Source organism: Kitasatospora sp. NPDC089509, assembly GCF_044749365.1.
In the GTDB taxonomy this organism is placed as follows: domain Bacteria; phylum Actinomycetota; class Actinomycetes; order Streptomycetales; family Streptomycetaceae; genus Kitasatospora.
Genome location: NZ_JBIVHS010000023.1, coordinates 120,217 through 134,647 on the forward strand (window position 1 = coordinate 120,217; position 14,431 = coordinate 134,647).

The 14,431-nt window shown below is 71.8% G+C and carries 22 protein-coding genes; 7 read left to right on the forward strand and 15 right to left on the reverse strand.

Annotated elements, in window-relative coordinates; translation table 11 throughout:
- Nucleotides 1–116: 116 nt before the first annotated feature.
- The 7 genes from ACIP4P_RS34730 to ACIP4P_RS34760 form a co-directional block, all read right to left on the reverse strand.
- On the reverse strand, nt 117–695 hold the full coding sequence (locus ACIP4P_RS34730; protein ID WP_400925351.1) for a PASTA domain-containing protein: 579 nt from the start codon (nt 693–695) through the stop codon (nt 117–119).
- Nucleotides 692–1,174, reverse strand: a complete 483-nt coding sequence (locus tag ACIP4P_RS34735) for a SigE family RNA polymerase sigma factor (protein WP_400925428.1) — start codon at nt 1,172–1,174, stop codon at nt 692–694. Before ACIP4P_RS34735 ends, ACIP4P_RS34730 begins: the two co-directional genes overlap by 4 nt.
- A 401-nt stretch (nt 1,175–1,575) precedes the next feature.
- On the reverse strand, nt 1,576–1,869 hold the full coding sequence (locus tag ACIP4P_RS34740; protein WP_400925353.1) for a hypothetical protein: 294 nt from the start codon (nt 1,867–1,869) through the stop codon (nt 1,576–1,578).
- A 131-nt stretch (nt 1,870–2,000) separates the two neighbouring features.
- Nucleotides 2,001–2,192, reverse strand: a complete 192-nt coding sequence (locus tag ACIP4P_RS34745) for a DUF397 domain-containing protein (protein ID WP_400925355.1) — start codon at nt 2,190–2,192, stop codon at nt 2,001–2,003.
- A 58-nt stretch (nt 2,193–2,250) separates the two neighbouring features.
- Nucleotides 2,251–2,442 carry a DUF397 domain-containing protein gene (locus ACIP4P_RS34750; protein ID WP_400925357.1) on the reverse strand — a complete coding sequence of 64 codons (192 nt, stop codon included), beginning with the start codon at nt 2,440–2,442 and terminating at the stop codon, nt 2,251–2,253.
- Nucleotides 2,443–2,500: 58 nt separating this feature from the next.
- Nucleotides 2,501–2,692, reverse strand: coding sequence for a DUF397 domain-containing protein (locus ACIP4P_RS34755; RefSeq protein WP_400925359.1), 192 nt, complete (start codon nt 2,690–2,692; stop codon nt 2,501–2,503).
- A 10-nt stretch (nt 2,693–2,702) separates the two neighbouring features.
- The gene (locus ACIP4P_RS34760; protein WP_400925361.1) at nt 2,703–3,551 is read right to left on the reverse strand and encodes a helix-turn-helix domain-containing protein; all 849 of its coding nucleotides are present in this window, start codon (nt 3,549–3,551) and stop codon (nt 2,703–2,705) included.
- Nucleotides 3,552–3,763: 212 nt separating this feature from the next.
- On the opposite strand from ACIP4P_RS34760, the gene ACIP4P_RS34765 reads away from it, so the two are divergent.
- Together ACIP4P_RS34765 and ACIP4P_RS34770 are read left to right on the forward strand one after the other, a co-directional pair.
- Entirely contained in the window at nt 3,764–4,135 is a 372-nt protein-coding gene (locus ACIP4P_RS34765; protein ID WP_400925363.1) for an ATP-binding protein, read from the forward strand.
- Nucleotides 4,132–4,392 carry a hypothetical protein gene (locus tag ACIP4P_RS34770; RefSeq protein ID WP_400925365.1) on the forward strand — a complete coding sequence of 87 codons (261 nt, stop codon included), beginning with the start codon at nt 4,132–4,134 and terminating at the stop codon, nt 4,390–4,392. The genes ACIP4P_RS34765 and ACIP4P_RS34770 overlap by 4 nt, the downstream gene beginning before the upstream one ends.
- 165 nt (nt 4,393–4,557) lie before the next feature.
- Here the strand turns inward: ACIP4P_RS34770 and ACIP4P_RS34775 are convergent, their stop codons facing one another.
- The 4 genes from ACIP4P_RS34775 to ACIP4P_RS34790 all read right to left on the reverse strand — a co-directional run bounded on the left by ACIP4P_RS34775 (nt 4,558) and on the right by ACIP4P_RS34790 (nt 7,150).
- Nucleotides 4,558–5,076, reverse strand: a complete 519-nt coding sequence (locus tag ACIP4P_RS34775; RefSeq protein WP_400925367.1) for a potassium channel family protein — start codon at nt 5,074–5,076, stop codon at nt 4,558–4,560.
- 239 nt (nt 5,077–5,315) lie between these two features.
- On the reverse strand, nt 5,316–5,597 hold the full coding sequence (gene tatA, locus ACIP4P_RS34780; RefSeq protein ID WP_350517728.1) for a Sec-independent protein translocase subunit TatA: 282 nt from the start codon (nt 5,595–5,597) through the stop codon (nt 5,316–5,318).
- A 197-nt stretch (nt 5,598–5,794) separates the two neighbouring features.
- Entirely contained in the window at nt 5,795–6,364 is a 570-nt protein-coding gene (locus ACIP4P_RS34785) for a methyltransferase family protein (protein WP_400925370.1), read from the reverse strand.
- Between the two features lie 150 nt (nt 6,365–6,514).
- Complete coding sequence (locus ACIP4P_RS34790) at nt 6,515–7,150, reverse strand: class I SAM-dependent methyltransferase (RefSeq protein WP_400925372.1); 636 nt, start codon at nt 7,148–7,150, stop codon at nt 6,515–6,517.
- 228 nt (nt 7,151–7,378) lie between these two features.
- Between ACIP4P_RS34790 and ACIP4P_RS34795 the strand changes: the two genes are divergently transcribed.
- Complete coding sequence (locus ACIP4P_RS34795) at nt 7,379–7,660, forward strand: type II toxin-antitoxin system Phd/YefM family antitoxin (RefSeq protein ID WP_400925374.1); 282 nt, start codon at nt 7,379–7,381, stop codon at nt 7,658–7,660.
- A gap of 5 nt (nt 7,661–7,665) precedes the next feature.
- Nucleotides 7,666–7,944, forward strand: coding sequence for a type II toxin-antitoxin system RelE/ParE family toxin (locus tag ACIP4P_RS34800; protein WP_400925376.1), 279 nt, complete (start codon nt 7,666–7,668; stop codon nt 7,942–7,944).
- 104 nt (nt 7,945–8,048) lie between these two features.
- On the opposite strand, the gene ACIP4P_RS34805 is transcribed toward ACIP4P_RS34800, so the two are convergent.
- A complete protein-coding gene (locus tag ACIP4P_RS34805; RefSeq protein ID WP_400925378.1) occupies nt 8,049–9,632 on the reverse strand; it encodes an MFS transporter in 1,584 nt (527 codons plus the stop codon).
- A gap of 110 nt (nt 9,633–9,742) precedes the next feature.
- Here ACIP4P_RS34805 and ACIP4P_RS34810 point away from each other — a divergent pair, with 110 nt between their 5' ends.
- Nucleotides 9,743–10,333, forward strand: a complete 591-nt coding sequence (locus ACIP4P_RS34810) for a TetR/AcrR family transcriptional regulator (RefSeq protein ID WP_400925380.1) — start codon at nt 9,743–9,745, stop codon at nt 10,331–10,333.
- A 19-nt stretch (nt 10,334–10,352) separates the two neighbouring features.
- Here the strand turns inward: ACIP4P_RS34810 and ACIP4P_RS34815 are convergent, their stop codons facing one another.
- The gene (locus tag ACIP4P_RS34815) at nt 10,353–10,670 is read right to left on the reverse strand and encodes a cupin (RefSeq protein WP_400925382.1); all 318 of its coding nucleotides are present in this window, start codon (nt 10,668–10,670) and stop codon (nt 10,353–10,355) included.
- A gap of 166 nt (nt 10,671–10,836) precedes the next feature.
- Here ACIP4P_RS34815 and ACIP4P_RS34820 point away from each other — a divergent pair, with 166 nt between their 5' ends.
- Nucleotides 10,837–11,103: a hypothetical protein gene (locus ACIP4P_RS34820; protein WP_350517722.1), complete on the forward strand. Its 267-nt coding sequence runs from the start codon at nt 10,837–10,839 to the stop codon at nt 11,101–11,103.
- 133 nt (nt 11,104–11,236) lie between these two features.
- Here the strand turns inward: ACIP4P_RS34820 and ACIP4P_RS34825 are convergent, their stop codons facing one another.
- Nucleotides 11,237–12,394, reverse strand: coding sequence for an acyl-CoA dehydrogenase family protein (locus tag ACIP4P_RS34825; RefSeq protein WP_400925385.1), 1,158 nt, complete (start codon nt 12,392–12,394; stop codon nt 11,237–11,239).
- A 275-nt stretch (nt 12,395–12,669) separates the two neighbouring features.
- Between ACIP4P_RS34825 and ACIP4P_RS34830 the strand changes: the two genes are divergently transcribed.
- On the forward strand, nt 12,670–13,884 hold the full coding sequence (locus ACIP4P_RS34830) for a TetR/AcrR family transcriptional regulator (protein ID WP_400925387.1): 1,215 nt from the start codon (nt 12,670–12,672) through the stop codon (nt 13,882–13,884).
- Nucleotides 13,885–14,015: 131 nt separating this feature from the next.
- On the opposite strand, the gene ACIP4P_RS34835 is transcribed toward ACIP4P_RS34830, so the two are convergent.
- Nucleotides 14,016–14,339: a hypothetical protein gene (locus ACIP4P_RS34835; RefSeq protein ID WP_350517719.1), complete on the reverse strand. Its 324-nt coding sequence runs from the start codon at nt 14,337–14,339 to the stop codon at nt 14,016–14,018.
- Between the last annotated feature and the right edge of the window lie 92 nt (nt 14,340–14,431).

A 14,431-nucleotide genomic window follows, 5' to 3' on the forward strand; every position in this document is an offset into this window, starting at 1 on the left:
GGACGCGGTGGACGACGACGACCAGGACGACGAGTAGCTCCGGCGGCCCAACCGCGAGGAACGGGCGGGCTGGGGCGCGTCGTTGAGCCGGTGCGCGGGCCGAAGGGCCCGGTCGCTCAGGTTTTGCCGGGCTTGCCCGTCGAGACCAGCAGGAGGACGGACGAGCCCGGTGCCACCGGTTCTGCGCCGCCCCGGGGTGCACTGCTGATCACCTGCCCGGCGGGAGCGTTCCAGTCCGTGTGCCGCATGATCGTGCAGCTCAGTCCGAGTCCGCGCAGCAGGCTTCCGGCCTGTTCGACCGGCATGCCGGCCAGGTCCGGCAGCGCGATGCCCGCTCCCGCGGTCTGCTCCTGCTCCTGTGGCGGAGTCGCATCGGCGCTTCCGCTCTTGGGGGTGCCGGTGGCGAGCGGGGTGCACGCCGCGTTCGCCGGTGGGGACAGGGACGGGGAGGCGCCGGGCGCGGGCGGCACGGGCTTCAGCGCGAAGAACCCCACCGTGGCGCACGCCAGCACGCAGCACGCCGCAGCGGTGCCGAGGAGCGCCCGGCGGGTGCGGCTGCGGCTGACGACTCGCTCGATCGCGGCCGCGTCGACGACCGGCGCCGTCGGCCCGTCGGCGAAGGAGGCCACCGCGGCACGCAGCTCGGCTTCGAGGCCCGGCTCGAACGGGGCGGGTCCGGACGACGTGTTCCTCACTTCGTACCTCCGAAAGCGGCCGACGGGGTGTGCGGCGCCTGGGCGCCCGATACGGAATCGCGCAGCTTGGCCAGGCCGCGGGCGAGCTGGGACCTCACCGCACTCGGAGAGATGTCCAGGACGTCGGCGACCTGCCGGGCGTCCAGATCGTGCAGGTAGTACAGGACCACCACGCTGCGCATGCCCATCGGCAGCCCGAGCAGTGCCTCGATCAGTTCCGCGCGCAGATCCACCTGCCCGAACCGGTCCCGGGGGTCGGCCGTCTCGGGCACCCCCGACAGCCCGGGGCGCTCGCCCAGGCGCGACAGCCGCCGCCAGCGGTCGTTGGCCAGGTTGACCAGCACTTTGCGCACGTACGCCTCCGGCGAGTCCGCCACCGCGACCTTCCGCCACCGTCGGCACGCCCGCTCCAGCGCCTCCTGCACCAGATCCTCGGCCACGTGCACGTCACCGGTCAGCGCATACGCGGTGCGGAACAACGCTCCCGACCGCTGTGCGACGAACTCCGTGAATCCGATGCCCGGACCGCTCCTGCGAAACCTCACCCGCCGACCTCCTCTCCTCGTCCCGTCCCGATCACTGCCCCTATGACGGCGGAACGGGGCCGGGTGCTGCACCGAGCCGTCGGCAGTGACGTGAATCACAGCTGGGACGGAAGGGTGTCCCAGGACCTCGCGCCGCTGCCGCCCGGGGTGGGGGCGGGGCCCGGCGTCCCGCGCGGGCGGAGCGGAAGCGGGCTCGGGCTCCGACCGGCCGCCCGTCGTCACGGAACGCGGGCCGGCCCTCTCCCTGGAGGCGAGCTGGCGAGTCTGGCCGTCCGGGGGTTCAGTCCTCCGGGATGCCCGGCCTGGCCGGTGGGGCAGAGGGCAGTAGTTCGGTCTCATCGGCGCGCCACATCACCGGCTCGACCTCGTCCCGCCAGGCGAGGCCAGCCAGCCAGCCACGCGGGCTTCGCGATCCCGCGCAGCGCCTCGGCGGAGGGGGTGCCGTCCCCGCCCTGGATACCGATCCGATCGAGCCCTCGCCGCTCGATGCGTACCCACGTGCCACGCGCCGTGCAGGCTCCCACAGATCGGCGCTTGCGGACCGCTGCCGCCCGGTCGAGCTGCGTCCCCAAGGCCGTCTCGACACGTCCCAGCACCTCGTCCACCGGTACCCGGGGAAGATCCGTCATGGGACAACGGTAGTGATGTCCAGTGGAGTTGGGCGTGCCCGCGAGGCCCTTGGCCTGGGTGGGGTGCTGTTGGCGAAGTGGTGCTCGCGTAGGAAGTCGGACGGGCCGACTTCCTACGCGGGGGAGGGGCGTTAGGCGTGGTGGTCGAATTCGCCAGCCTTGATGCCGTGGAGGAGGGCGGTGAGGGCGGCGGGGGTAGTGCGGAGGATGAAGTGGCCTTCGTCGGACTCGCGGAGTTCGACTGCCTCGTTCGTCCTGCGAACCTCGACGCACTCGTTGTTCGCGGCGCTGTAGCTGGACTTCTGCCAGGTGGTGTCGGGCATCTGGCCTCCGTGGGGGAGCTTTGGGCCCCTCGCGCGGTTGGCGCGAGGGGCCGAACGATCAGGCGTGTTGGTCGAACTCGCCGGCTTTGAGCCCGTGAAGAAGGGCGGCGAGGGCGGCGGGCGTGGTGCGGAGGACGGTGTCGCCCTCGTCGGACTCGCGGAGTTCGACAGCGCTGTCGGCCCTACGGAGCTCCACACACTCGCTACCGGATCCGCTGAAGGATGACTTCTGCCACTTGGCCTCGGGCATTTGGTCTCCGTGGGGGAGTCTTTGGCCCCTCGCGCGGTTCGCGCGAGGGGCCAGCTTGTCAGGCGTGTTGGTCGAATTCGCCGGTCTTGATGCCGTGGAGGAGGGTGGCGAGGGCGGCGGGGGTGGTGCGCAGGACGGTGTCGCCCTCGTCCGACTCGCGGAGCTCGACGACGCCGTCGGCCTGACGGAGTTCCACGCAGTTCTCGACGTTTCCGCTGTAGCTGGACTTCTGCCAGTCGGTGTCGGTCATGAGGGGCCTTTCATGGGTTTCGTGCGATCTTGCGAATGAAGTCACGAGAGTCGCCCTCGCTCAGTGCGGCCGATTCGGTGCGTTCGAAGATGTATCGGTAGCTGCTCAGCTCGTTGACGGCGTCGAGGTATTCCGGACCGTGCGAGGACTCGCGCTCAACCGTGTCCAGCTCAGGGACCGCACCGAACGCGTAAGTCAGGTTTTCGGCGGCCCCGGGGAAGGTTTCGATGTCGAACGGCACGACACGGATGGTCATCCATGGCAGCTCTGAGTCTTCGAGCAAAGAGGTGAGTTGTTCCTTGAGGATCTCGGTGCCGCCGAACCGCGTCCGTAGGACCGACTCGTAGACGAAGAAGGTCATCGGCTTTGGATGGCGGCGCAGGTCGGCCTTGCGCTGCATCCTGAACGCGGTGCGAGCCTCCAACTCGTGCCTGGGGAGCGGAGGAAAGACCCGACCGAAGACCGATGAGGCGTAGCTGAGCGTCTGGCAGGGCCCGGGCATGTGGGTGAGGAGCCACATCATGAGTTCGCGTGAACTCTTCTCCAGCTCCGCGTTCTCAAGGTTGCCCTCGGGGAGTGTGCCTCGATACTCCTCCCACCAGCCCTTCGAACGGTCCTGGATCATGCTCTCCAGGGCATCGATCAAGGGCTCGTTCATGCACTTGCAGGCTGCGGCGAACGAGCGGAGCCGCTCGGGGCTCACGCCGATCTTGCCCGACTCCACCTGGCTGATCTGAGTCCTGTCGATGCCGAGAGCTCTGCTCAGCGTGGAAGTCGACAGGCCCGCAGCCTCCCGCATCTTTCGAAGCTCGGCGCCGACTCGGCGTTGGCGGAGTGTCGGGTTTGGTCGTGGCGGCATGGGGCCCTTCCTTGCGGTGTGCCTCAAGTCTGCCGTGCCGCTTGGGCGTGGGTCCACCTTGCGCGGGCGGTAGCACTTGAGGGTGAACGTATCCGACTTCCGTTAGACATGTGATACCGCTGCTGTATGGTCGGTGTCATATCGATCCGACGGATCGTCAACAGTGAGTGGTCCGAAGGGTCTTCACCCCATCTCACGCCGGGAGATCTCCCATGCGTCAGTGCAACACGCCCACCCTCGCGCTCGCCCGTCAGTCGCTCGCGGGCGCCATGATCCGCCTGGGCTGGCCGCCCGCCGACACGTTCGACGCCCAACTCGCCCTTGGTGAGCTGATCTCGAACGCGTGGAACCACGCGAACACCCCCGCCCCCGTGGTCCAGATTCTCTCCGTCACCACCCGCACGCTCCGGGTCGGGGTCTCCGACGAGAGCCCGGTCCTCCCGTCCCTCCAGCCCGTCGACCTCCTCGCCGAGTCCGGCCGGGGCCTCCACCTGGTCGCGGCCCTCACCGCCCGTTGGGGCGTGGACCGCCAGGAGCGCGGCAAGACCATCTGGTTCGAGTGCGAGCTGGACGGTGCCGCGTGAACCGCTACCCCATGAAGCCCACCGATCCCCGGATCCGGGCCTACACCGACGAGCACATCCGCACCCTGCTCGCCGAACTCCACGAGCGCGGCCGCAGGTTCGGCCTCCTCTTCCCCTCCGCGACCACCGACAAGACCCTCGACGGCCGCGTCCTGGTCCGCTTCAACACGGCGCCGGCCTCGACCTTGTTGAATCTCCTCACGCTCCTCCTCGACGCCGACCGAGACCGAGACCGCGAGCGCCCGTGCGATTCCTGATCGCCGTCGCCTTCGCGACGCTCCTCGCTCTCGCGATCGCGACCGTCGCCCTGGGCGTCGTCACCGCCCTCCGCGCGACCCCGCCCGACGAGGACGACTGAACGAACCCCGGACGTGCGGCGGGTCGCGTGCACAGACCCGCCGTGCCGGAAACCGGAGCCGGACTCACCCCTGCCGATGGATCCGCTTCTCCACGTTCCCCCGGATCGCCCGGGACGCCGTCCCGGCCGCCGCCGCGATGAACACGAAGTTGTAACCGATCTGCAGCACCACCACGAGCCGCGCCGCCTGCCCCGCGGGCGTGATGTCCCCGTACCCCACGGTCGCCAGCGTCACCACGGTGAAGTACAGCGCGTCGAGCCTGGTCTCCAGCCCGGCGAACTCCGCCTTGTGGGCGCCCAGCACGTAGTACGTCGCCGAGAAGATCGTCACCGCGAGGCAGATCAGGAACGCCAGCCAGAACACCGGCCGCTTCGCCGTCCCCCGGATCACCCCCGCGATCTTGCCCAGCAGCAGCGCGCTCAGCCCGGTCAGCGCCGCCACGAAGAGCGACCAGCTCAGCACCGGCCGCCGGTCGCCCAGCCACTCCAGCGGCAGCGTGAAGTACCCGGTCATCAGCAGCGCGAACGCGCCCAGCAGCCACAGCCAGGCGCGCACATCCACGGTCAGCGGGTCTTCGGACATCCCGCCCAGCCTGCCCCGCCCCGCATCGAGCCGCCCGCCGACGACGACCGTCCGTGTCACGCCGGACCACCGAGTCCCAGGTGGGCGCATGACCACGTCGTACAGCTCGCGGGTGCCCGCCGCGCGCTCGCCCATCCGGGCACCGGCGGCCGCACCTGCCCCGGAACACAGTTGAGCCCCCGGTGGAATCCACCGGGGGCTCAACAGGAAACTCGCGAGCCTCAGCTCGGACGACCGACTCAGGCGGTCGTCTCGGTGTGCTTCGTCTCGGTGGCCTTGGTCACGTTGGTCGGCGTGACGGCCGGACGGTCGGCCGGCTGCTGCGGCGCGGCCGTGCTCTGGGCGGTGCCGGCGTCGGTCGAGGGGTCGTCCTCGCGCATCGCCTTGGTCTCCGCCTTCAGGATGCGCATCGACTTGCCGAGGCCGCGCGCCATCTCCGGCAGCTTCTTCGATCCGAACAGCAGGACTACGACCGCCAGCACCACCAAGATGTGCCAGGGCTCAAGACCGTTCCGCAGCATCCCTGGCCACCGGTCCCTTCTTGTCTAGAGTCACGGGGGGCGCGAGCGCCCATGCTCGCCAGTATGCCTGGCCCTCACGCCGAACGGATACACCGGTCGGGAAACGCTGGCCGAAAACCAGGTGCTGTTCGAGCGGACCGCGAGTGTTCCGGGTCGGCCGACGGCCCGCGACACGGCTCCCGACGACGCCGGTGCGCTCAGTAGACGAACGGCACCAGGCGCTTGGATTCCCGCTGGTACCGGGCGTACGCAGGGCCGAAGGCGGACAGCAGCAGCCGCTCCTCGGCGGCGATCCGCCAGCCGTACGCGCCGAGCAGCAGCGCGGCGACCACCAGGGCCGCCACCCACCCGGCCGTGCCGAGCGCGTACCCGATCCAGACCAGCAGGCTGCCGGCGTACCCGGGGTGGCGGATCAGCCGGTACGGGCCGTTGCGGACCACCTCCTGGGTGTCCACGGTGCGCAGGGTGCGGGTGTAGAAGCGGCCCAGGGTCTGCATTCCCCAGGCCCGCAGGGCCAGCCCGGCGGCCACCGCCGCGACCCCGAACCAGCGGGCCCAGACGGGCAGTTCGCCGACCGAGGTGCGGGCGAGCAGCACCACGGCCAGCGCCGATGCCACGTAGCAGGAGAGCAGCAGCCTGGTCGAGCCGCGGTCGCGGTCGTCCGCGCGCCAGGTACCGGCCGCGGCGTCCTGGCGGCGGCGCAGCAGCAGCTCGTAGCCGATCCAGCAGGCCAGGCCGAGCAGGGAGAGGAGGGCGGGCACGGACATACGGCGGCTCCTGACGGTCGTGGGTACCCCTCCACGGTCCTCCCCTCCGGGCGCGGCGACACGCACCCCGAGGTGGACGCACCGCCGTCCACCCCCGGGTGGACGGCTCCCGGGGCGCCGCCCCCGACGGTTACCGGGGCCGCCGCGCCGCTACCGGGGCCGCCGCGCCAGCAGGTAGCCGCGCCGGGTGTCGGCCTCCTCCGGCAGGCCCTCCCGCTCCAGCCGCGCCTCGACGGCGAACCCGGCCTCGGCGAGTCGCGCGGCGACGGCGCCGGTCTCCAGGAAGTGGAAGTCCACGTCGACTCGGTGGCCCCACCACTCCTCCAGCCGCCGCACCTCCTCGCCCAAGTGGAAGGAGACCAGCAGCACCCCGCCCGGCCGCAGCACCCGCCGCATCTCCACGAAGGCGGGCAGCAGCTCCGCCGGCTCCAGGTGGATCACCGAGTACAGGGCCACGGCGGCCGAGAACTCCCCGTCGGCGGCGGGCAGCGCCAGCAGGTCACCGGTACGGAACTCGACCTGCGGCTGCTCACGGGCGGCCAGCTCCACCATCCGCGGCGAGAGGTCGATCCCGACCACCCGCGCACCGCGCTCGGCCAGCCACCCCGCCACGTGCCCCGGCCCGCAGCCCAGATCCGCCACCACCTCGCCGGCGGCCTCCTCCAGCACGGCCGCCAACAGCGCCCGGTCCACCACCTTGTGCGTCAACTCACCCCCGATCCGCCCCAGGTACTCCTCCGCCACCGCGTCATAACTCCCGCGCACCCGCCCGTGATCAGTCCCCATCCCTTCACCCTGCCACGCGATCCCCGCCCACCACCGACCCTTCCCCCAGCCCGGCCGTTCACCCGCCCCGCTGCCCTCTGCGGCGCGGCGGTCCAAGCTGCACCCGGTTCGCCGGCCTCCCTTGACTCGCTGCCGGGCGCGCCAGCCTCGGCCGTCCGCCCGGCAGCCACATCCGGTCCGCGCGAGGGATCGAATATGCAACAGATGTACAACTGCTACATTTATGCCATGAGTGAGCCAGTGATCGAGTCGATGGCCGAGGTGCGGAGTCACCTCGCGGATGTGATCGACCGGGCGCGTCGCGAAGAGACCCCGACGATCATCACCAGGCGCGGCAGGCAGGAAGCCGTGGTGATCGACATCGCCGAGTATCAGCGTCTCAAGCAGCTGGCGGAGCAAGCCGAGGACGAGTGGCTGAACCGTTTGGCGGACGAGGCCGAGGCCGAAGGGCTGGACGGCTCCGTCTCCCTGGAGGAGATGGCCGCCATGATTCGCGACCACCACGGCTGACCGGGATGGGCTACGTCACGCGATTCACCTCGGGGGCCCAGCGCGAGCTTCTCAAGGTGCCGCAATCGGACGCGGTTCGGATCCTTCATCGGCTCACCGAACTGCAACGCGCACTGGACGTCGGCGACACGTCGGCATTCGACATCAAGGCCCTCAGGGGGCACGCGGCCCGGTGGCGGCTGAGAGTCGGGGACTACCGGGTCGTCTACACCGTGGAGAACGGGGTCTTGATCGTCTGGGTCATGTCCGTGGGGAACCGCCGCGACATTTACCGGGGCCTGTAGATCCAGCTGCCCCCGGACGGCGGAGAGCCCCCGCCCGATGATTCGGGCGGGGGCTCTCGATGACTCGCGTGGATCGGGGCGTCGGCCGCCGTGGGCCGGGCCGGTCAGGCGGTGACGGGCTCGGGCTCCGGGGTCGGCTCCGGCGTCGGGGCGGCCGCGGTGGCGACCGGGAGGTGGCGCAGGAGGCGGTGGGCGAGCAGGGCGGCGCCGAGGGCGAAGAGCAGGCCGACGGCGGCGGCGACGTGCAGGCCGTCCGTGAAGGCGCCGCGGGCGGCCTCCAGCAGGTCCGGGCCGAGCTGCCCCGGCAGGTGGGCCGCGACGGAGACCGCGCCGCCGAGGGTGTCCTGCGCGGTGTGGGCCGCGGTGCCGTCGACGCCCGCCGGGAGGGCGCCGTCCAGCCGGTGGTGGTAGACGGCGGCGCCGGCCGCTCCGAGCAGGGCGATGCCGAGCGAGCTGCCGAGTTCGACGGCGGTCTCGGAGGTGGCGGAGGCGGCGCCGGCCTGCTCGGCCGGGGCGGCGGAGACGACCATCTCGGCGGTCATGGTCATGGTGCCGACGGTGCCGGCGGCCAGCACGCCCGCCGCGGTGAGGATGAGCGCCAGCGGCGAGTGCGGGCCGACCTGGGTCATCATCGCGAAGCCCGTCGCGCCGATGAGGAAGCCGCTGCCCATCAGGGCTGCCGGGCGGATCTTGCCGGCCAGGGCCGAGCTGATGCCGACGGCCGCGCCGACGCCGAGGCTGGGCACCAGCGACCAGAGCGAGGCGGTGAACGGGCTCATGCCCTTGACCAGCTGGAGGTACTGCGAGGTGAAGAGGGAGAAGCCCATCATCGCGAACATCGCGAGGGTGTTGACGCTGATCGCTCCGCTGAAGGTGCGGATCCGGAACAGGCTGAGGTCGAGCAGGGGGTTGGCGGCGGTGCGCTGGCGCCACACGAAGGCGAGGGCGAGCAGCAGTCCGGCCGCGGTGGCGAGGGCGGGCAGCGTGCTCCAGCCGTCGACGGCGAGGGTCTTGACGCCGTAGACCAGCGGCAGGATCGCGGCGAGCGAGAGCACGGCGCCGAGCAGGTCGAAGCGGCCGGGGGCGGTGCCGGTGTCCGCGCCGGCGCGGTACTCGGGCAGCAGGACGGGTGCGGTGAGCAGCACCAGGACCATCACCGGGACGGCGACGAGGAAGGCCGAGCCCCACCAGTAGTGGTCGAGCAGCAGTCCGCCCGCGACCGGGCCGAGGGTGGCCCCGGCGGTGAGGACGCCGCCCCAGGCGCCGAGGGCGACCTGCCGCTGCTTGGCGTCGTGGAACGTGTTGCGGATCAGTGCGAGGGTCGAGGGCATCACGGTGGCCCCGGCGATGCCGAGCAGGGCGCGGGCGGCGATCAGCTGTTCGGCGCTGCCGGACCAGGCGGCCAGCAGCGAGGCGCCGGTGAAGCCCGCGGCACCGACCATCAGCAGCCGGCGGCGGCCGATCCGGTCGCCCAGCGCGCCCATGGTGATGAGCAGCCCGGCGAGCAGGAACGAGTACATGTCCATGATCCACAGCTGCTGGGTGCCGCTGGGCGCCAGCTCGGTGGAGATGTACGGGACGGCGAAGAACAGCACGCCCATGTCCATGGAGAGGACGAGCGTCGGGAGCAGGAGGACGGCCAGGCCGATCCATTCGCGGCGGCCTGCGCGGCCGGTGGTTGCGGTCATGGGGAAGACAGTACGGATGTGTCAGACGCTTGTCTAGTACGAGCGTCCAAAACAAAAGTCCAAGACGCATGTGCAAGACATCCGTCCAGACCTTCCGTAGGATCGGGAGCATGGGAAACCGCGAAGACCTGATGGCCGGCGCCAAGCGCTGCCTGTACGAGAAGGGCTACGGACGCACCACGGCCCGCGACATCGCGACGGCCTCCGGCGTCAGCCTGGCCGCGATCGGCTACCACTTCGGCTCGAAGGACTCGCTGCTCAACGCCGCGATGATCGAGGCGATCGGCGAGATGGGCGAGGCCCTGGGGGCCGTCGTGTACGGCGCCAACCAGGTCTCGGAGGATCCGGAGGTGCGCTTCGCGGCCGTCTGGAACGGCCTCCGGGACGTGTTCGTCGAGCACCGCGGCCTCTGGGCGGCCCAGTTCGAGGCACTCGCCCAGGCCGGGCACAACCCCGAACTGGCGCGGGCCTTCGAGGAGGCGCAGAAGGAGGGCCGACTCGGCCTTGCCGCGGTGTTCCAGGGGGTGACCGAGGTGTCGGACACCGAGGAGGAACTCGCCCGCGGCACCTTCTACCAGATCCTGCTGGCCGGTTACGTCGCCCAGTGGCTGGCCGCGCCCGAACTGGCGCCGAACGGCTTCGAGTTCCTCCGCGGGCTCCGGCTGGTCAGCGGCAGCGTGCTGGGGACCGAGGCGCCGTAACGACGGGGCGCCGCGCCGGTCACGCCGTGACGGCCGTCAGCAGCACCACCGAGTCGACGTGCGCCAGCAGCCCGTGCCGCTCCTGCGGTACGGGCTCCAGCGCGCCGACGGACAGCTCCAGCCGGCGCCCGGCGATGGTCAACGAGACCCGCCCGCGCAGCACCTGGACGCTCCCGGCGCTGGGCGGCGCGTGCTCGTCCAGCGCGGTGCCGGCGGTCAGCGCGATCACGGTCTGCCGCAGCACCCCGTCGTGCAGCACCAGGTGGGCGCTGCGCCCGTGCGGGCTCTCGGTCGCCAGCGCGGCGTGCTCCACGGCGAGCCGTTCGAGATCGGGCATCGCGCCGCCTCCTCCTCAAGCCGTGTGCCCAGGTTCGCGGACGCACCGGCCGCGCGCACCCCGAGAGCCGCCGAGGGCGGGCGAACGCACTCCGAAGGCACTCCGAAGGGCCCCGGTCCGGGCCGCCCGAGGTGCAGCCCCCACCGACTGCCCGCATCGTGGAGGCATGGCGACCAACCAGAGGATCTTCGGCGGTATCCAGGTCAATCGCTCGCTGCTGGCCGGCGGCGTGGTACTGACCGGCATCGGCTCGGTGCTCGGCGCGGCCGGGGCAGCGCTGGTCTGCGCGGCGCTGTTCACCGCGGGCCGCGACTGGGTGCGCAGCATGGAGACCCCGCCGACCACGCTCGCCCAACGGGCCCTGCACGAGGCGAAGGTGGCCTCCTCGGCCGGCTGGGAGGCCTGGCGCGCGGAGCACGGCTCACCCAACTGAGCGCACCGGCACGCCGTCGAGGGGCAGCCGCAGCCAGCCGCCGCAGCCGGACCCGGCCGCAACCGCCGGGTCGAACGGACGCGGCGGGCCGCCATGGGGGTGCGGCCCGCCGCAGCTTCGCGCGCCTGCGGCCCTACAGCCCCAGCGACTTGGCGATGATGCTGCGCATGACCTCGCTGGTGCCCCCGTAGATCCGGAACACCCGGTTGTCGGTGTAGAGCCGGGCGATCGGGTACTCCAGGATGTAGCCGTAACCACCGTGCAGCTGCAGGCACTTGTCGATCACCGTGGAGGCCGACTCGGTGCAGAACAGCTTCGCGGCGGCCGCGTCCGCGACGCTCAACTCGCCGTCCTGGTACAGCTCCAGGGCCCGGTCCACCATCGACTGCTGCGCCAGCACCTGGGCCTGGCAGTCGGCCAGGGTGAACTTGGTGTTCTGGAACTCGGCCACCGCCTTGCCGAACACCTTGCGGTCCTTGACGTACTGCACCGCGAACCGCACCGCCGCCGCGGCCGCCGCGTACGCGCCGACGGCGATCGCCAGCCGCTCCTGCACCAGGTTGTGGGTCAGGTAGGAGAAGGCCCTGCCCTCCTCGCCGAGCAGGTCCGCCACCGGCACCTTGACGTCGACGAACGCCAACTCGGCGGTGTCGGAGGTCCGCAGGCCGATCTTCTGCAGCTTGCGGCCGACCGAGTAGCCCGGCGAGGTGGTGTCGACGCACAGGATGGACAGTCCGGCCCGGCGGTTCTCGGGGTCGTACGGCGCGGTGCGGCAGACCACCAGGACCAGGTCGGCCAGCACCCCGCCGGTGATGAAGGTCTTGGCGCCGTTGAGGACGTAGTGGGTGCCGTCCTCGGAGAGCCGGGCGGTGGTGGTGATGCCCGCGAGGTCGGAGCCGGCGCCCGGCTCGGTCATCGCGATCGCGGTCATGATGTCGCCGGAGACGAAGCCGGGCAGCCAGCGCCGCTTCTGCTCCTCGTTGGCGTACTCCAGCAGGTACGGCAGCACCAGCCCGGTGTGCACGCCGGAGGAGCCGAAGCTCACGCCCGCCCGGGCGGTCTCCTCGGCGATCACCGCCTGGTACTTGAACCCGCTCTCGCCGGCGCCGCCGTACTCCTCCGGCACCTCGATGCCGTAGACGCCGAGTTCGCCGAGCTGGCGGTAGAAGTCGCGGGGCGGGTGGCCGTCGGCCTCCCAGCTCTCGTAGACCGGGACGACCTCGTTGGCGATGAAGTCCCGGATGGTCTCCCGGAAGGCCTCGTGGTCCTCGTTGAACACGGTGCGGCGCACGGCGGCGCTCCCTTCGACGGTGCCGGCCGGCGGGCCGACGGAGGCGGAACGTACCAGGTGGTGGCCCGACAAGTTAATCCCGGGTAGCTTCGGCTGTCCAGCGTTCCGGAGCCGGGGAACGACCCGGGGACGACCCCAGGACGACCCGGGGAACAGCTGAGGGAACAACCGGGGGAACGGCCCCGAGGGCCTGCTCCGCACGGCGACCAAGTGAATTCTTGCTAGCCTGCGGACGGGCCCGCCAGGAGCCCGGGGACAGAACGGGAGGGGAGCAGATGGTGGTCCGAAGGCCGCCCGGCCGGCGCGCCCAGATCCTCGCCGTGGCCGCCGACCGCTTCCACCGCAGCGGCTACCACCAGGTCTCGATGACCGAGGTCGCCGCCGGGGTCGGCATCACCGCACCCGCGCTCTACCGGCACTTCCGCGGCAAGCCCGAACTGCTCGACCGCGCCGTCCGCTCCGGCCTGGAGGCGCTCTCCGACGCCCTGCGCTCGGCCGCCGACACCGCCGAACTCGGTGCCGCCCTGGCCGCGGTGGCCGTCGCCCACCGGCCGCTCGGCACCCTGGTGCAGCGCGACGCCCGGCTGCTGCCGCCGGACCGCCGGGCCGCGCTGCGTCGCGAACTCCGGGCGGACGTCGCCCTGATGGCCACCGTACTGCGCGCCGAACGGCCCGAACTCACCGTCCCGGACGCCGAACTGCTCTGCTGGTCGGCGCTCTCCGGCTGCGCCGGGCTGTCCTACCAGTCGGCCGCGCCGCAGCCCCGTCGGGCCGAGCCGCTGCTGCGCGAACTGGTCGCGGCCGTCCTCGCGGTGTCCCTGGACGGCACCACCGCCGGCCCGACGCGGACGGCCGTACCGGCACCGCGGCCCAGGCCGCAGGCGCGTCGGGAGGAACTGCTCGCGGCGGCCGTCCGGTTGTTCCACCGGCGGGGTTTCGACAACGTCAGCACCGACCAACTCGGCGCCGCCGTCGGCATCTCCGGGCCCAGCGTGTACCGGCACTTCGACAGCAAGGCGCACCTGCTCGCCGCGTCCCTGGTGCGCAGTCGGGAGCGGCTCTGGCACGAGGTGGACGGCGCGATCGCGGCCGCCGCCGGACCGTCCTCCGCAGGGTCGGCTGCCGCGCTGGCGGCCGGGCTCCGCGCGTACATCGACTTCGCGCTGCGCAACGGCGACTACCTGGGCGCGATGCTCAGCGAGACGGATCGGCTGGCCCCGCCGGACCGCCGCGTCGCGGTGGACTTCCGGCGTGACTTCCTGCGCACCTGGGTCGGACTGCTGCGACAGGTGCGCCCGGAGGACGACGCGGTGGCCGCCCGGATCCGGGTGCACGCCCTCTTCTCGCTGGTCAACGACGGGGTGCGGAACGCCCCGCACAGCGCCCGGCCCGACCTCGGCGACTGCCTGCGGCGGATCGGCCGGGCGGCACTGGGAGTCCCGGAACTGCCCGAACCACCGGAGCCACGGGAACTGCCGGAGCTGCCGTAATCGCCGGAGCTGCCGTAACCACCGGAGCAGCGCAGCGGGCCGGGCACTCGCCCCCGGGTCGACAGGGGGCGGGCACCCGGCCCGCGGGGCGGCCGCCGCCGGACCGGAGGCCCGGCGGCAGCCCGGTGCGGCTAGTAGAGGACGTGCGGGTAGTAGACCCGGGCGTCGAAGTTGCCGTTGCCCTGCACGGCGCCGATGCTGCCCCCGTTGCCGGCCGAGGCCAGGCCGTTGTTCTGGTTGCTCGCCCCCGAACCGGTCGCAGTCTGCTGGGTGTTGACCACGTTGCCGTGGACGGTGCCGATGACGTTGCCGGAACCGACGTTGCTCACCACGCTGCTGTTGGAGTGGTCGATCGAGCCGGCGTCGTTGTCGGCGTGCGCGGTGGCGGCACCGACGCCGACGAGGAGGAAGGCCCCGAGGGCGGTGACGGCGGCGGCTGCGCGGAAACGGGACACGATGGTCTCCCTGAACTGGAAGTGCGAATGTGGCGCGATCCGGAGTGGCCGCTCCGTCGCGCCGTTGCCTGACGTCGCACACTCAGCATTCA

What these genes read in the sequence shown, in the direction of transcription:
- ACIP4P_RS34740 (WP_400925353.1), bottom strand. Translation starts at nt 1,869, where the DNA reads ATGACGGATCTTCCCCGGGTACCGGTGGACGAGGTGCTGGGACGTGTC.
- ACIP4P_RS34745 (WP_400925355.1), bottom strand. Translation starts at nt 2,192, where the DNA reads ATGCCCGACACCACCTGGCAGAAGTCCAGCTACAGCGCCGCGAACAAC.
- ACIP4P_RS34750 (WP_400925357.1), bottom strand. Translation starts at nt 2,442, where the DNA reads ATGCCCGAGGCCAAGTGGCAGAAGTCATCCTTCAGCGGATCCGGTAGC.
- ACIP4P_RS34755 (WP_400925359.1), bottom strand. Translation starts at nt 2,692, where the DNA reads ATGACCGACACCGACTGGCAGAAGTCCAGCTACAGCGGAAACGTCGAG.
- ACIP4P_RS34760 (WP_400925361.1), bottom strand. Translation starts at nt 3,551, where the DNA reads ATGCCGCCACGACCAAACCCGACACTCCGCCAACGCCGAGTCGGCGCC.
- ACIP4P_RS34765 (WP_400925363.1), top strand. Translation starts at nt 3,764, where the DNA reads ATGCGTCAGTGCAACACGCCCACCCTCGCGCTCGCCCGTCAGTCGCTC.
- ACIP4P_RS34775 (WP_400925367.1), bottom strand. Translation starts at nt 5,076, where the DNA reads ATGTCCGAAGACCCGCTGACCGTGGATGTGCGCGCCTGGCTGTGGCTG.
- tatA (WP_350517728.1), bottom strand. Translation starts at nt 5,597, where the DNA reads ATGCTGCGGAACGGTCTTGAGCCCTGGCACATCTTGGTGGTGCTGGCG.
- ACIP4P_RS34785 (WP_400925370.1), bottom strand. Translation starts at nt 6,364, where the DNA reads ATGTCCGTGCCCGCCCTCCTCTCCCTGCTCGGCCTGGCCTGCTGGATC.
- ACIP4P_RS34790 (WP_400925372.1), bottom strand. Translation starts at nt 7,150, where the DNA reads ATGGGGACTGATCACGGGCGGGTGCGCGGGAGTTATGACGCGGTGGCG.
- ACIP4P_RS34795 (WP_400925374.1), top strand. Translation starts at nt 7,379, where the DNA reads ATGAGTGAGCCAGTGATCGAGTCGATGGCCGAGGTGCGGAGTCACCTC.
- ACIP4P_RS34800 (WP_400925376.1), top strand. Translation starts at nt 7,666, where the DNA reads ATGGGCTACGTCACGCGATTCACCTCGGGGGCCCAGCGCGAGCTTCTC.
- ACIP4P_RS34805 (WP_400925378.1), bottom strand. Translation starts at nt 9,632, where the DNA reads ATGACCGCAACCACCGGCCGCGCAGGCCGCCGCGAATGGATCGGCCTG.
- ACIP4P_RS34810 (WP_400925380.1), top strand. Translation starts at nt 9,743, where the DNA reads ATGGGAAACCGCGAAGACCTGATGGCCGGCGCCAAGCGCTGCCTGTAC.
- ACIP4P_RS34815 (WP_400925382.1), bottom strand. Translation starts at nt 10,670, where the DNA reads ATGCCCGATCTCGAACGGCTCGCCGTGGAGCACGCCGCGCTGGCGACC.
- ACIP4P_RS34820 (WP_350517722.1), top strand. Translation starts at nt 10,837, where the DNA reads ATGGCGACCAACCAGAGGATCTTCGGCGGTATCCAGGTCAATCGCTCG.
- ACIP4P_RS34830 (WP_400925387.1), top strand. Translation starts at nt 12,670, where the DNA reads ATGGTGGTCCGAAGGCCGCCCGGCCGGCGCGCCCAGATCCTCGCCGTG.